The 15,088-nt window shown below is 59.5% G+C and carries 19 protein-coding genes; 18 read left to right on the top strand and 1 reads right to left on the bottom strand.

All coding sequences use genetic code 11. The annotated features are described in order from the left end of the window. From ACA059_RS16970 to ACA059_RS16960, 3 genes are read left to right on the top strand one after another with little or no spacing between them, the layout of a single operon-like run. Positions 1-1,488 (top strand): terminase, encoded by a 1,488-nt coding sequence (locus tag ACA059_RS16970; protein WP_497630188.1) that lies wholly within the window; start codon positions 1-3, stop codon positions 1,486-1,488. Continuing rightward, positions 1,488-2,948 (top strand): DUF4055 domain-containing protein, encoded by a 1,461-nt coding sequence (locus ACA059_RS16965; RefSeq protein ID WP_497630187.1) that lies wholly within the window; start codon positions 1,488-1,490, stop codon positions 2,946-2,948. The genes ACA059_RS16970 and ACA059_RS16965 overlap by 1 nt, the downstream gene beginning before the upstream one ends. Continuing rightward, the gene (locus tag ACA059_RS16960) at positions 2,923-4,008 is read left to right on the top strand and encodes a minor capsid protein (protein WP_497630186.1); all 1,086 of its coding nucleotides are present in this window, start codon (positions 2,923-2,925) and stop codon (positions 4,006-4,008) included. Before ACA059_RS16965 ends, ACA059_RS16960 begins: the two co-directional genes overlap by 26 nt. Positions 4,009-4,010: 2 nt before the next feature. Here the strand turns inward: ACA059_RS16960 and ACA059_RS16955 are convergent, their stop codons facing one another. Then, on the bottom strand, positions 4,011-4,532 hold the full coding sequence (locus tag ACA059_RS16955) for a hypothetical protein (RefSeq protein ID WP_497630185.1): 522 nt from the start codon (positions 4,530-4,532) through the stop codon (positions 4,011-4,013). Between the two features lie 90 nt (positions 4,533-4,622). Here ACA059_RS16955 and ACA059_RS16950 point away from each other — a divergent pair, with 90 nt between their 5' ends. The 15 genes from ACA059_RS16950 (at position 4,623) to ACA059_RS16880 (ending at position 15,075) form a co-directional block, all read left to right on the top strand. Beyond that, a complete protein-coding gene (locus ACA059_RS16950) occupies positions 4,623-5,330 on the top strand; it encodes a hypothetical protein (RefSeq protein WP_497630184.1) in 708 nt (235 codons plus the stop codon). Positions 5,331-5,341: 11 nt separating this feature from the next. Continuing rightward, a complete protein-coding gene (locus ACA059_RS16945; RefSeq protein ID WP_497630183.1) occupies positions 5,342-6,310 on the top strand; it encodes a major capsid protein in 969 nt (322 codons plus the stop codon). A 53-nt stretch (positions 6,311-6,363) separates the two neighbouring features. Then, positions 6,364-6,579, top strand: coding sequence for a hypothetical protein (locus ACA059_RS16940; RefSeq protein ID WP_046047652.1), 216 nt, complete (start codon positions 6,364-6,366; stop codon positions 6,577-6,579). Positions 6,580-6,582: 3 nt separating this feature from the next. Further along, positions 6,583-7,083, top strand: coding sequence for a DnaT-like ssDNA-binding protein (locus tag ACA059_RS16935; protein WP_497630182.1), 501 nt, complete (start codon positions 6,583-6,585; stop codon positions 7,081-7,083). Between the two features lie 34 nt (positions 7,084-7,117). Further along, positions 7,118-7,315 carry a hypothetical protein gene (locus ACA059_RS16930; RefSeq protein ID WP_497630181.1) on the top strand — a complete coding sequence of 66 codons (198 nt, stop codon included), beginning with the start codon at positions 7,118-7,120 and terminating at the stop codon, positions 7,313-7,315. A 45-nt stretch (positions 7,316-7,360) separates the two neighbouring features. Next, positions 7,361-7,729 (top strand): hypothetical protein, encoded by a 369-nt coding sequence (locus ACA059_RS16925; RefSeq protein ID WP_497630180.1) that lies wholly within the window; start codon positions 7,361-7,363, stop codon positions 7,727-7,729. Next, entirely contained in the window at positions 7,726-8,322 is a 597-nt protein-coding gene (locus ACA059_RS16920) for a hypothetical protein (RefSeq protein WP_497630179.1), read from the top strand. Before ACA059_RS16925 ends, ACA059_RS16920 begins: the two co-directional genes overlap by 4 nt. Beyond that, positions 8,319-8,735 (top strand): phage tail terminator-like protein, encoded by a 417-nt coding sequence (locus ACA059_RS16915; RefSeq protein WP_497630178.1) that lies wholly within the window; start codon positions 8,319-8,321, stop codon positions 8,733-8,735. The genes ACA059_RS16920 and ACA059_RS16915 overlap by 4 nt, the downstream gene beginning before the upstream one ends. Before the next feature lie 70 nt (positions 8,736-8,805). Next, entirely contained in the window at positions 8,806-9,453 is a 648-nt protein-coding gene (locus ACA059_RS16910) for a phage tail protein (protein ID WP_497630177.1), read from the top strand. Positions 9,454-9,462: 9 nt separating this feature from the next. Then, positions 9,463-9,846, top strand: a complete 384-nt coding sequence (locus ACA059_RS16905) for a phage tail assembly chaperone (protein WP_497630176.1) — start codon at positions 9,463-9,465, stop codon at positions 9,844-9,846. Positions 9,847-9,893: 47 nt separating this feature from the next. Then, entirely contained in the window at positions 9,894-10,166 is a 273-nt protein-coding gene (locus ACA059_RS16900) for a DUF1799 domain-containing protein (protein WP_497630175.1), read from the top strand. A gap of 27 nt (positions 10,167-10,193) precedes the next feature. After that, entirely contained in the window at positions 10,194-13,208 is a 3,015-nt protein-coding gene (locus ACA059_RS16895) for a phage tail tape measure protein (RefSeq protein ID WP_497630174.1), read from the top strand. A 3-nt stretch (positions 13,209-13,211) separates the two neighbouring features. Beyond that, positions 13,212-13,553 (top strand): phage tail protein, encoded by a 342-nt coding sequence (locus ACA059_RS16890; protein WP_497630173.1) that lies wholly within the window; start codon positions 13,212-13,214, stop codon positions 13,551-13,553. Positions 13,554-13,564: 11 nt separating this feature from the next. Further along, entirely contained in the window at positions 13,565-14,317 is a 753-nt protein-coding gene (locus tag ACA059_RS16885; RefSeq protein ID WP_497630172.1) for a phage minor tail protein L, read from the top strand. Positions 14,318-14,319: 2 nt separating this feature from the next. Then, complete coding sequence (locus ACA059_RS16880; RefSeq protein ID WP_497630171.1) at positions 14,320-15,075, top strand: C40 family peptidase; 756 nt, start codon at positions 14,320-14,322, stop codon at positions 15,073-15,075. Positions 15,076-15,088 lie beyond the last annotated feature (13 nt).

Genomic DNA, 15,088 nt, shown 5'->3' with positions numbered 1-15,088 from the left:
ATGAAGCCCGAGCACTTGAAGCTGCTCCGGGATAAGCGTTGGAGGCTCAACAATCTCTATTTTATTACCGACAAAAAGGGTAAACAGGTTCGCTTCCGGATGACGGACGAGCAGATCGAGTACTTCGATGGGATGCACACCCGCAACATCATCCTGAAGGCTCGGCAACTCGGCTTCACCACTGAGTGCTGCATCATCCAGCTCGACGCGGCTCTGTTCGAGTCTGCCAAGTGCGCGCTGATCGCTCACACCCTGAACGACGCCAAGCGTCTGTTCCGGGAGAAAGTGAAGTACGCCTACGACAACCTGCCGGCCGAGATCCGCGCCGCCAACCCGGCGAGCAACGATGCCGCTGGCGAGCTGGTGTTCAGCAAGGGCGGCTCGCTCTACGTCAGCACCTCGTTCCGGGGCGGCACGCTGCGCTACCTGCATGTGTCCGAGTTCGGGAAGATCTGCGCTAAGTTTCCGCACAAGGCCCGCGAGATTGTCACCGGTGCTTTCGAGGCTGTGGCCACTGAGTGTTTCGTCACGATCGAATCGACGGCGGAAGGCCGGGCCGGCTACTTCTTCGATTACTCGCAGAGCGCAGAGAAGCAGCAGCTGGCTGGCGTACCCCTGGGCCTGCTGGACTGGAAGTTCTTCTTCTTCAGTTGGTGGAAGAACAAGTCCTACTGGCTTGATCCCCGCGATGTGGTTATCCCGCAACGCCTGACTGATTACTTCAATGAACTGCACGCCAAGCACAGGATCATCACGAACGACGGTCAGCGCGCCTGGTACGCCGCCAAGGAGAAGACACTCGGCGACGACATGAAGCGGGAATACCCGTCTCTGCCGGCCGAAGCCTTCCAGCAGTCGATCGAGGGTGCTTACTACGCCCAGCAGTTCACCAAGCTTTACGCCAATCAGCGTGTCGGTGTGCTGCCGAACAACAGCCATTTGCCGGTGATGACTTTCTGGGATATCGGCGTCGGCGATTCCACGGCCATCTGGTTCGTGCGTCAGGTCGGCGAGGAATATCACATCATCGATTACTACGAGAACTCGGGCGAAGGGCTGCGCCACTACATGAAGGTATTGAAGGATCGTGGCTACACGTATTCAGAGCACTGGGGGCCGCATGACATCGATAACCGCGAGTTCGGCAGCGATGCCAAGACCCGTCGAGAGCTGGCCCGAGAGGGCTACGAGATCGACGGACAGAAGTACTGCATGACGTTCCAGGTAGTTCCCAAGCTCGGTATCAACGACGGCATTGAACAGGCTCGCGAGATCCTGCCCAAGTGCGCCTTCGATGAATCCAAATGCGAGGAAGGAATCGCCTGCCTTGAGAACTACCGCAAGGAGTGGGACGACAAGCGCGGTTGCTGGAAAGACAAACCGCTTCACGACTGGACGTCTCACGGCTCCGACGGATTCCGGTACTTCGCTGTCGCCAAGAGCGCAAGGAAGCCGGTCAAATCAATCAAAATGGGATTCGCACGCTAATGGCAGACGTCACCTACACCCGCCCGGAATACGACGCGGCACAGTCCCGTTGGCGGCTGGTGCGCGACGTGTGCAAAGGCTCCGAAACGGTCAAGGCCCGAGGCGATGTTTATCTGCCGAAGCCAAATGAACATGACACCAGCGTCGAGAACAGGGATCGCTACAAGGGCTACAAGCAACGGGCCGTTTTCTACAACGCGACCGGCCGGACTAAACACAGTCTGGTGGGTGCAGTGTTTCGTACCTGGCCAACGCTGACTGTCCCCGGCGCTCTCGACTACGTGTCGAAGGACATCGACGGGCAGGGCGTGAGCGTCTATCAGCAGTCGCAATCGGTCATTGGGCATCTGCTCGAAGTCGGCCGCCACGGTCTGCTGGTGGATTACGCTGCCGTCGAAGCCGGTACCGTAAGCAAGGCTGACGAACAAGCGGGCCGGGCCCGGGCGAGTGTTGCCAGCTACCCGGCCGAAGCCATCAGGAACTGGAAGACTCGCAAGGTCGGTGGGCAGCATCTGCTGAGCCTGGTTGTCCTGCGCGAAGAGGCTGACAAAGATACTGACGACGGTTTCGGCAGTGAAAAGGTTGTGCAATACCGCGTGCTTCGCCTCGATGAGGCCGGCATCTACACGCAGGAAGTTTGGGAAGAGAGCAGCAGCGAAACAACGATGGTCGTCGCGCCTTTCACTCCGCTGAATGGCCTCGGTCATCCTTGGAAGCTGATCCCGTTCCAGTTCCTCGGCAGCGAGAACAACGACACCAGCATTGACGACTCGCCCTTGTATGACATGGCCGTGCTCAACATCGGTCATTACTGCAACAGCGCGGATTATGAAGACTCGGTGTGGTTTTCTGGCCAGCCTCAGTTCTGGATTTCCGGACTCGATGAGGCATGGCGCGATCACCTTGAAGCGAACGGCATTTACGTTGGCTCGCGAGCTCCGCTAACGCTGCCGGCCAATGGATCGTGCGGCTTTGCTCAGCCTGAGCCGAACACCCTCGTCAAAGAGGCCATGGACGCCAAGAAAGAGGACATGGTGTCGCTCGGTGCTCGACTCATTGAGCGGGGTAGCGCTGTGAAGACCGCGACACAGGCTGACAACGACAGCGCCGCCGAACACAGCGTCCTTTCTCTGGTGGTGAGCAACGTCAGTGAGGCCTACAGCCAATGCTTGGTCTGGATGGCCGAGTTCGTGAACGCCACTGGCGAAACCCTCTACAAGCTCAATCAGGACTTCAGTCAGATCACCCTGGACGCGACGATCCTTTCCGCACTGTTCAACGCAGTGCAGGGCGGCAAGCTGCCGGCGGGCGATTTCTGGCAGTACCTGCGCGATCGCGGGGTTATCGATCCCGAGAAGACAGACGACCAGATCCGCGACGAACTGGAAACAGAGAATCCGGTGATCGACCTAGATGACGATGAGGTAATCCCGAATGGCGGCAAACCAAGCGATCCTTGATGCCACGATTCGTCACGCTGTTTTCCTCGAGCAACTGAAGTCGGGGGAGGTCGCGAAGTTCGGGCCTTTCCTCAAGGAGATCGACCGCTCGATTCGCGAGCGGCTGACCCGGACCGACCTGACGGATTACACCGTTGCTCGACTGGAGCGCCTGCTGAGCGAGGTCGATAGCCTGCTGCTGGGCATCTTCAACCGCTACAGCGACAAGCTGAACCTCGACCTGATCGACATTGCGAACTACGAGGCCGAGTTCGAAGCGACCAGCCTGACCCGGGCGGCACCGGTGGGCGTCTCGTTCGATGCGGCGGTGCCAGGTGCTGCCGCAATCAGGGCGGCCATCCTCGGCAACCCGCTCAGCGTGCGAGGTGCTGACGGCGGCAAGCTGCTTAAGACGTTCATTGATGGCTTCACCACCACCGAGCGACAACGCCTCACTGGCGCGATCCGGCAGGGCTTCTTCGAAGGCCAGACCAACTTCCAGATCATCAAGAACATTCGCGGGACCAAGGCGCTTCAGTACAACGACGGCATCCTGGCCACGACCAGCCGAAACGCCGGCGCCGTGGTGCGAACGGCCGTGCAGCACGTCGCCACCCAAGCGCGCATGGAGACGCTGAAAGAGAACTCCGATGTCGTGCTGGCGGTGGAGTGGGTCAGCACACTGGATACAAAGACCACCAGTCAGTGCCGATCTCTCGACAAGCAGCGTTTCAAGCTCACCGAGGGGCCGCGGCCACCGATCCACATCAACTGTCGCTCTACGGTGGTGGCAGTGACTCGCTTCAGCGCTCTGTTCGCCAAGGACGCCACACGCGCATCCATCGGTGGCGGCGGCGCCCAGCAGGTTAGGGCAGATCTCAGCTATTACGACTGGCTCAAGCAGCAGCCGGCGGCGTTTCAGGACAAGGCCATTGGCCCGGTCCGCGCCAAGCTTCTCCGCGAAGGCGGCCTGAGTATCGAACGATTCTCAGAGCTGCAGCTTGATCGCAATTTTAAGCCGTTGACCCTCGTTCAGATGAAGGCTCTTGAGCCTCTGGCCTTCGAGCGTGCTCGGCTATGAGATCACTGTTGCGCACATTTCTTCCGCTCGGTATCGAATGACGTCATGAGCTTTATGTAGTTGTCGTTCCACCCTTTGAACGACTCGCTCGCGGCCTGAATGGCGGTTTCCTGCTGCTCCTGCGTGTGGGCCGTGAGACCCAAGTAAACCGATGTGCTTATTTTCAGCGCTACCACGTTCAACTCTAGAGGTGCGTACGCGGTTAGCTCGAATGCTGACTGCATGACGAGCCTGCCAGGCTCTCTGGGGATGCCTCCGGGTGAGGCAATAGAACCTAGGAAGCTTCCCATGCTGCCCAATAGGACTTCAGCCCTTTTTCGAGTCAGCATTTCCCGATCATCGACTCGTTTTAGGCAGCTCTCTTCTCTGTTTTTTTGAGCCGACACAACTGTCGCATATGCACCAACACCGGCGCCGAGAAATACGCCTAGAGCAGTGATGATGGCGATAAACAATGAAATGGCGCTTGCGGAATAGCCGTTTTTTTTGCGGTTATCCGGAGCTTCAGCAGCATTCTTTTCCACGTGTTCTTTCCCTCCAGTTAGTGGACCTGGACTTTAACTTCTTTTCCATCGGTAGGCAGGGCCTGCCCTTACGTCTCTGGGAGACAACAAATGCTGAAATTCCAACTGGACAGCCTTGAAGGTGTCGATGAATCCGTGCGCGCTCTTTACACCGAGAAGGACGGCAAGTTCGTACTCGGCGTTGAAGGCCTGCCACAACCCGAAGACGTATCCGGCCTCAAGGCCAAGGTCGACGAGCTGCTCGGCGAGAAAAAAGCTGCCGAGAAGAAGGCGCGCGAAGCCGAAGAGGCTGCTCGCCTTGAGCGCGAAGAACTTGCTCGCAAGTCCGGCAACGTCGAAGAGCTCGAACGTTCTTGGACTGAAAAATTCACCCGCCGCGAAGCCGAGCTGAACGGCATGCTGGAACAGGAGCGTGGAACGCTGAGTACTCAGATCCGGGATCTGACTGTCGGCCGTACCGCTACTGACATCGCGTCTGCCCTGGCAATCCCGGGCAGCGCCAAAGCCCTGTTGCCGCACATCGAACGCCGTTTGAGCGTAGAGCAGCGCGATGGGAAGCCTGTTGTGGTCGTACTCGACCAGCAGGGCAAGCTCTCGGCGGCAACGCTGGATGAGCTGAAAGCAGAATTCGCAAACGACACGGCGTTCGCGCCGTTGATCGCGGGTAGTAAGGCATCTGGCGGCGGGGCCGGGGGTGCTGGAGGTGGCGGCGGGGCCGCAAAAGGCAATATCGGCGGCACCAAGGAAGAACGACAGGCAGCGATCGCTAGCCGGTTCTCTGATCTCCCTCTCAAGTAAGGAAATAATTCATGTCCCTGTCTCAAATGCAGGTTTTCAACGACTACATCATGCCGGCGACTCTCGAGACGCTGGATCAAATGCTCGAGGCGTTCAACGCTGCCAGCAATGGCGCGATCGTGCTGTCGCCTAACGGCTTCACCGGTGACTTCCTGCAAGAGTCGTTCTTCCAGAACCTCGGCGCAGCTCAGCGTCGCGTGAACCGCTACGGTGCAAACTCTGTCGTGACGCCGGTCGACCTGACTGAGCTGCAAGACACCACCGTGAAAGTGGCGGGTGGTTTCGGTCCTATCCGCTACGAGCCGTCGCAGATGACCTGGCTGCAGCGTCCGACTGCTCAGGGTGTCGAAGTCGCGAGCCGCGCATTCGCCGAAGTGCTGCTGAAAGATCAGCTGAACACCGCCATCGCTGCGCTGGTGGCGGCCATCACTGCGCAGTCAGGTGCGGTGAACGATGTATCGGCCACTCTTGGTATCTCCCAGTCCGGCCTGAACAGCGCGCATGCAAAGTTCGGCGACGCCAGCCAGAACCTGGTTGCTCAAGTCATGCAGGGCACCACCTGGCACAAGCTGGTCGGCCAGGGCCTTGCCAACCCGAACAACCTGTTCCAGGCCGGCAACGTTCGCGTCGTCGACATCCTCGGCAAGACCTCGATCGTCACCGATGCACCGGCTCTCGCTCAAGCCGGCACGCCGAACAAGGAGATCATCTTGGGTCTGGCCGCTGGCGCGGCGCTGGTGCACGACAATCGAGACATCATCTCGAACGTGCAGACCAACAACGGTAACGAGCGCATCACCACGACCATCCAGGTGGACTACACCTTCGGCCTCGGCATCAAGGGTTACACCTGGGATGTCGCGAACGGCGGCAAGTCGCCATCCAGCGCCGCGCTCGCCACCGGCACCAACTGGGACAAAACCGCAGCCAGCATCAAGGACACCGCCGGTGTTGCTCTGATCGGCGACGCCTCCAAGTAACCATCTGATGACTGTGCCGGGGAATAATGCCCTGGCGCAGCGGAGTGACAGTGATGACTGATAACATCTGGTATCTGCCGGGCCCGTTTCACCGCTACGAAGATGATGTGAAGGCAATCGCCAAAAAGGAAGGCCTGATCATCATCGATGCCAATGTCACGGAAGACCGTGGCGGCGAAGTCGAGAAGCCGCCGAAGGCTACGCTGAAGGCTGAGTACCGCGCCGCACCTGCGAAGGCAGGCGCCGACCTGAACAAACCCAAGGACTGACCCATGCTCATCATCGAGGACGGCACCGGTAAGCCAGACGCCGAAAGCTACGCGAGCGCCGCGGACCTGGTCATGTACGCCGGCAAGTTTGGCGTGACCATCCCTACGGACGTTGCTGCGCAAGAAGCACTGCTTCGCCGGTCCGCCTTGGCGATGGATGGCATGACCTGGAAGGGGCGCAAGACGGATAGCGATCAGGCTCTGGCCTGGCCGCGCCGAGGGGTTGAACTGGACTACCAAATCAAGCCCGACAACTACCTGCCGGCGCGAATCCAGTACGGGCAGATGGCCTTGGCCGCTGAGATCCACACCGACGATATCGACCCGATCGACAAGCGAAAGGGCGCCGTGACGTTAGAGCGCGTTGAAGGCGCGGTAACTCGCGAGTACGCGACGATCACCAACACCAGCGGCCGGCTGTTACCGGCGGCACCGGATAGGCCGAGCGCAACGCAGTTTGCTGACTACCTGCAACGTCGCGGTCTGTTTGCAGTTCGCGCATAGTGGTAGCTTTGGGGTTCATTCAATGGAGCTCCAAATGGCTGACAGAAAAAGCTATACAGAAAAGGAACTTGAAGCGTGGGATTTGTATGCGGCTGCAGCAATCACTGCTATCGCTTCGAGAGAACCAACCGATGGGGCTGTCCTCGCAGATGAGGCAGCCCATTATGCGGACGCGATGTTGCTTCGCCGAAGAAGTAAGCTGTCTCAACTTTGGGACGAAAGCGAAACATAAAAAAAGCCCAGCCGTCGCGCTGGGCTTTTCACATCTGGAGCCACCATGGCCTTTTACGACGAAATGGCCGTGATGGCTCTGGAGATGATCAGAGAGTTCGGCCAGGACGTGCCTATCCGTGACATCAAACCCGGCGAATACGACCCCGAAACCGGCACCGCAGGCCCTGACACCATCACCGAGCAGACCGCCCAAGGAATACTGCTCGACTACAGCGGCCAAGAGTTTCAAGCCAACAGCCTTATCAAGCAGGGCGACAAGAAACTCAAGATCGCCGCTCAGGGGCTTGAGTGGGCACCCAGCCTTCTGAACAAGGTCGTCGTTCAAGGCCGCACCTGGTCAATCGTCCCGCCGCTGAAAGAGATCAACCCGGCCGGCACACCAATTTTATATGAGCTGCAGGTGAGATCATGAGCCGGGCGGGCTCTGGACAGTCCGGCAGCTTTGCGCTCAGCCTGGCCGAGTTCGCGGCTAAGGCCACGGAAGCCATCGACGCGAGTCTGCGAGAGATCATCATTGAAGTCGGTACCAGCGTCATCAAAATATCGCCTGTCGGTAACCCTGAAGTTTGGGCGCAGAACGCGGTAGCAAGCCAGTACAACAAAGCCGTCGACGAGCACAACAGTGCTCTACGAAGCGATCCGGCCAATCTGACGAAAGCGGGTCGCCTCAAGCCGGGTCGCAAGCTGAACGACGGCATGGATATCGTTGCGCCACAAGGCTACGTCGGCGGGCGGTTCCGAGCGAATTGGCACCTCTCGATCGATGTAGTGGAGAACGTGACCTTTGACGAGGTTGATCCAGGCGGGCAAGCAACCATCGCCGCATTGGTTTCGGCTGTCAGCGACTTCACCGCCGGACAGACTGCCTACCTGATCAACAACCTGCCGTACGCCATACCGCTCGAATTCGGACATTCGACCCAAGCGCCGGGTGGCATGGTCCGCATCACCGTGGCCCGCTTCCAGCAGATCGTGCAGGAGGCCATCAGGAACAACCAGGTATGAGCCATAACCTCATCGCTTCGATCTACGAGGCCAAGTTGATCAACTGGGCGAAAGCTCTACCGGTACCGCTGAAGGTCGTCGTCGAGAACGAGGCCTACATGCCAGTGGACGGCGTCACCTACCTGAAGGCGTTCACGCTGCCGGCCGACACCGCGAGCAACACCCTCGGCGGCGACCACAAGCTGTACACCGGAGTGTTCCAGGTCAGCATCGTGACGCCTTCGGGCAAGTACCGCGGTGCGGCCGGCGCGCTGGCCGACCAGATCGCCGCGCTGTTCCCGCTGTACGAGCGGAACACCAAGGGTGCGCTGACCGTCGTGACGATGACACCGGTTGATCCCGGCCCCGGCATTCCAGACGACACCACCTATACAGTGCCGGTTTCGTTCTTGTACCGAGCCGACACCAACTGAATTAGCCCGTTGGGCAAACCCAGAACCCGCCATCGAGCGGGTTCTGTCATTTCAGCAAAGAGGAAAACCCATGAGCGTCAAGATTCCCAACGGCACTACGTTCGAGATCGCGGCCATCCTGAGCACTGCCAAAGCGTTCACTGCTATCAGCAACGCCAAGCCCGCAGTGCTGACCGCTGCCGCGCACGGCTTGGCCAACGGCGACGTGATCGTCATTGATTCTGCGTGGGCGAAGCTGAACGGCCGTCCAGCGCGAGTGATTGATTCCGATGTGGGCGACTTCGCGGCTGAAGGAGTGGATACCACCAGCGTGAAGAGTTACCCGGCTGGCTCCGGTGCAGGCACTGTCCGGGCAGCTTCTGGTTGGACGCAGATCGCGCAAATCACTGAGCCAGCTGCCAACGGCGGCGAACAGCAATTCCTCACGTACGGCTTCCTCGAAGACGATGATGACCGTCAACTGCCCACCACCAAGTCGGCCAGCAGCATGACGCTGCCGGTTGCTGATGATCCGGCTCAAGCCTATGTGGCTCTGGTCGAGGCTGCCGACGAAGACAAAGAACCGCGCCTGGTGCGTGCAAACCTCCCGGGCGGCGCAACCATTTACTACTACGCGTACGTGTCGATCACCGCGACCCCGACGCTGAGTCGCAACAACATCATGACGCGGACCATCACGCTGTCGTTCGCCTCCCGCCCAACTCGCTACAACGCCTAAGGGGTTCCCATGGCAAAGTTTTCCATCGCGCCGAAGCCGACGTTCACCGTCGATGTGGCCATCCCACAGGTGGGCGGCAAACCAGCAATGGTGCCGTTCACCTTCAAATATCGCGACCGCACGGCGCTGGCTGAACTGTTCGATTCCTGGAAGGCAAAAGCGGAAGCCATCGGCGAACGCTTCAAAGGCACGGAGCCGACCCTCGTAGATGTGACTGCCGCCGAGGTCGAGCAGGGGGTCGATCAGATCAAGGACCTGGTCGTGTCTTGGGGTTTCGACGACAAGCTCAATGATGAGTCGATTACTGCCCTGGTGACGAGCTGCGTTGGTGTTTCGGATGTTGTGGTGAAGGCCTACAGCGAAGCCTTCGGCAAGGCCCGCCTGGGAAACTGACCGCCGCTGCCCGGGCGCTCTATGAGTCTGATGGTTCCGCTGAACAGATGGCAATGTTCGGCTTCTCGCCAGAGGACTACGACGAAACCTTCGAGGTTTGGCCGGACAACTGGAGGTCGTTCCTTGTCATGGACTCGATGTGGACTCAGTGGCGCACGGGCGCATGCGGCGCAACCGGACTCGATTACGGCGTCCTGCCCGACGTGATGAAGCTCGTCGGCATTCCAGCGAAGGATCGCCCAAGCGTGTTCCAGGACATCCGCGTAATGGAATCGGAAGCCATCGCGGTTATGGCTGAAGCCCGCGACAACAGCCCGTGAAGACGGGCACTTATTCAAGGTGAGTCGATGAACATTGCAGAACTCGGCATCAAGGTCGACTCCGCTGATGCTGCCCAGGCTGCGACCGATCTCGACAAGCTGACCAAGTCCGGCGAGCGGGCAGAGCAGTCCGCCGTTGGCCTGATGAAAGAGATGGAAGCGCTGGAGAAGTCGCTGTCGAAAGGTGCGACCACCACGCAGGAACTGTCCAGGCAGCGGGAGAGTCTGGCGAAACTGACCAAGACCGGCGCTTATGGCGAGGCCGAATTCACCAAGATCACCGCGCAGCTCGATAAGCAGCAGGTGGCCCTGGCCAAGTCGACACTGGATGAGCAGAAGGCCCTGAACAGCCTGCTCGGCGCAATTGACCCTGCTCGTGCGGCCATGGGCAAGCTCGACACTCAAGTCGAGCAGTTGGGCAAGCACCTCGATGCCGGCCGGATCAGCCAGGACCAGTACAACTCGGCCCTGGGCAAGATCGACGGCAACTATGCGGCGCTGGAGAAAACTGCTACTGGATTTGACCGGCTGAAGCTCGGCACCCGTCAGGCGCAGGAAAACGTCGTACAGCTCGGCAATGCGCTGTCTTCGGGCGACTGGGGTAGCGGTGTGCGTGCCGTGGCTCAGCTTGGGGCCGGCGCTGGCGCGGGTGCTGCGGGATTACTCGCCATCCTCGCGCCGCTCGCGTTGGCCACCGCAGCCGTGGGCGGACTCGCATACGCGTTTTATAAGGGGAGCGAAGAGCAGGACAGTTACAACAAATCGCTGATTCTCACCGGCAACTACGCCGGTGTGAGCGCCGGGCAACTGGGCGACATGGCGCGCCAGGTGAGCGCCACTGTCGGCACCACCGGCCAGGCTGCCGAGGTCCTGGCTCTGTTGGCTGGCAGCGGGAAGATCGCTGGCGAGAGCTTCGCCGGGATAACTCAAGCCGCCGTGTCGATGCAGGAAGCCACCGGCAAGGCAGTGAGCGAGACGGTCGCCGAGTTCTCCAAGCTGGCCGACGACCCGGTCAAAGCGTCGGCCGCGCTGAATGAGCAGTATCACTACCTGACGGCCTCGGTTTATTCGCAGATCGCCGCGCTGGAGAAGCAGGGCGACCACGCGGGCGCCGTGAAGCTGGCGACCGAGCAATACGCCGACGCCATCAACGAGCGCACGCCGAAGATTCTCGAAAACCTGAGCTTTTGGGAAAAGGGCTACAACGCTGTCGCCCGGGCCGCGGACAACCTGAAGAACATCGGCCGACGTGACATTAATGCGGAAATTGAGACCGCGCAGAACGATCTCCGCGATGCTGAAAATATGGATGGCTTGTTTCAAAGCCAGAAGTCCAAGGATGCGCTGATCGAGTTCAGGCGCGACCGCCTGAACATGCTGGAAGATGAAAAATCAGCTCAAGCCGATACTGCCAAGTGGGAAGGTGAGCAGGCGAAGGCTCAGGGTGATGCAGTCGTTGCCGCGGGAAAAATTGACGCACTGACCAAGTCTTCGTTGAGCAATGAGCAAAAGCGTGCCGAGGCAATCAAGGAATACAAGAAACAGCTCGACGACATTCGCAAGGTCGCTCCGACGGATCCCCGGCTGAACCAGGCGGCCATCGATAAGAACATTGCGAACATCAACGATCAGTTCAAAGACTCCAAGGCTCCCGCCGGCAGCGTCGACACCACAGGATTCAACAACGCGAAGAACGCCTTGGCTGAGACCCTGGCCTACTACAAAAACGCCGACAAGGAGTTGGAGGCGTCGCAGCGCGCCGGCGTGATCAGCCAAGCCAGCTACACCGAGCAACGTATCAGTCTGCTGAAGCAGCAGTCCGAAGAAGTTGCTCACAGCTATCAGTCGGAAATAGAAGCGCTCGAAGCGGCCAAGGCCAAAAAGGGCACAACCGCGGCGCAGGTCATCCAGATCGATCAGAAGATCGCCGATGCCCGCAGCGCCATGGTCAAGGCGCAGCAGGATAGCGACAGCGAACTGTCGATCATCGCCACCAACGAAGAAGGGCGCCTGCGCAAGCAGACTCTGGCGGTCAGCACGTACACCAGCGCCCTGCAGCAACAGGTCGAGACACTTCGGCAGCAAGGGCTGCGAGCGGCTTCCGGTCTTGGTCAGGGTGACAGACAACGGGGCCTGACGGATCAACAGAACGGCATCGATGATCGCTTCAACCAGCAGAGCCTTGAACTGGCCAATCAGTACGGTGATGGCTCGCGGGGCATGAGCCTCGACGAGTACACCAAAAAGCTGGCCGCACTTAAAACCACCCAGCAGGATCTGCATGACACCGTGCAATCCAACTATGACGAGATGACTGCCGCCCAGGGTGACTGGAGCGCGGGCGCATCGTCGGCGTGGCAGAACTACCTAGAGTCGGCACGGGACGTTGCCGGGCAGACAAAAAGCTTGTTCAGCAACGCCTTCAGCTCGATGGAAGACGCGATAGTTAACTTCGCCATGACCGGGAAGCTTTCATTTGCCGATTTCGCGAAGTCGATTCTGGCCGACATGGCGCGCATTGCTACTCGGCAGGCAAGTTCTGCGGCACTCAGCGGGCTATTCGGTCTGGCCACTTCCGCAGCAGCCTCGTACGCCGGTGGCGGCACGGGCTCAGCCGGATCGACCCAGGCCGGATACTCAGGCGACCTGTCGGGCTTCACGCCAGTAGCAAGCGCCAAGGGCAATGCCTTCGACACTCCCGGCTTGAGTGCCTACTCGAACAGCGTAGTCAGCTCCCCGACCATCTTCCCGTTTGCCAAGGGTGCAGGGCTGATGGGCGAGGCTGGGCCAGAAGCGATCATGCCGCTGACACGTACCGCAGGTGGACAGCTCGGGGTTCGGGCGCTTGGCGGCTCTGGAGACACAGCCATTAGCGTGCAAGTGTCGATTGCCAGCGATGGTACGACCAGCTCCACGACTGACGATCCTGCTTATCAGCAGTTCGGCAAGGACTTGGCCGACTTCGTTGATCAGCGTTACCAGAAGCTGGTGAGCGTCGACCTGCGCCGGGGTGGAAAAATCAACAGAGCCATCACGGGGTGATTCATGACAATTGAGAGATTCACCTGGCAAATCGAAAAGGGTGCAACTGGCGATATCAAGCAGCGCACCCGGTCCAAGCAATTTGGCGATGGCTACGAACAGTCGGTCTCTGATGGGATAAACAACAAAGTGCAATCTTGGCCCGTCAGCCACACCGGCAGTGCAGAGCGGATCAAGGAAATTATCGCCTTCCTCGATCGCCATAAGGGCGCGAAAGCGTTCCTGTGGACGCCGCCTCTCGGTGAGCTTGGTCTCTATAAATGCCCCGGCGGTTACCAGCCATCACACAAGGGCGGATCGGTTTACACGCTGACCGCCACCTTCGAACAAACCTTCCACCCTTGAGGTAAAGCCGTATGGCGTTGATCACGGACATCCAGAAACTGGAGCCCGGTGGCGAAATTCGGCTGTTCGAAATCGACGGCACTGAGTACGGAGCGGACTACCTGCGCTTCCATTCTCACGCGGTCCCGCACACGCCTGAAGAACTGCTGGCCTATGAAGGCTCCGCTGAGGAACTGCCTGCGAAGTCGATCTGGTGGCAAGGCAATGAATATGCAGCGTGGCCGGTGCAGATTGAAGGCATCGGTGCCGACAGCAACGGCAGCGCGACTCGCCCAGTGTTCATGGCGGGTAACGTCAATGGGCGCATTACAGCGCTATGCCTAGCCTTTGATGACCTGCTGAAGTTTCAGCTAACGGTTCGCGAGACCATGGTCAAGTACCTGGACGCAGCGAACTTTCCCGAGGGCAATCCGACTGCCGATCCGACGCAAGAAGCGCTGGAGATCTGGTTCATCGACCAGAAGACCGGTGAAGACGGCGAGTTCATTCAGTGGGAGCTTTCATCGCCAGGCGAGATTGATAACCACGGTTTGCCGGGGCGCCAGATGACAACGTTTTGTCATTGGGCGATGACTGGTGGCTACCGGGGGCCGGACTGCCAGTACACGGGCGGTGCGATGTTTGATGACGATGACAACCCCACTGACGACCCCGCGAAGGATGAATGCAAAGGCGGACTCAAGTCCTGCAAATTGCGTTTCGGCGAGAACAACGAACTCAATCACGGCGGCTTCCCTGCGGTTTCCCTGATTGCCCGGAGTTGACCATGCGCAAGCACATTCTTAAATCAATCGAGGCGCACGCCGCTGCCGAGTACCCGAAAGAGTGCTGCGGGCTGCTGCTGGCCATCGGGCGAAAGCAGCAGTATTACCCGTGCCGCAATATCTCGACTGATCCGAGCGAAGAGTTTCGGATTGATCCGGAGGAATACGCCGCGGCGGAGGACACAGGCGAAATGATCGGCATCGTTCATTCGCATCCGGACGCCACCAGCCGACCTTCGCCGCGCGACCTCGCCATGTGCGAGGTAACCGCGATGCCTTGGCATATCCTCAGCTGGCCCGAGGGTGACCTGCGCACCGTGATGCCGACGGGTGATGTTCCGCTGTTGAAGCGGCCGTTTGTGCACGGTGCCTGGGACTGCTGGCAGGTCTGCGCCGACTGGTACAAGCGCGAGTGGGGCCTGGAGTTCGAAGCCTTTAAGCGCGCTGATGGCTGGTGGGAAAGCACCGACAACGCAAGTCTCTACGAGGCTAACTACGAGGCTGCTGGCTTCTATAAGGTCGACCAGCCGCAGCGTGGCGACATGGTCGTGATGGAAGTGGGGCGGACGGTTTACCCGAACCATGCCGGGATATTTCTAGGCAATGATCCGACACTGCCAAATGAGGATTCGGCAACCTACGGCCCAGGCCCGTTCCTGCTGCACCACTTGTACGGCCGGCCGAGCGAGATCATCGTCTTCGGTGGCCCGTGGTTACAGCGCGCCCGCCTGGTGCTGCGTCATCGTGATGCTCGGTGATATCGTGCGGTCT

Source organism: Pseudomonas sp. LBUM1647, from assembly GCF_059716175.1.
Note: the sequence above shows the minus strand (reverse complement) of the source record. Positions and strands in the feature narration are given on the sequence as shown.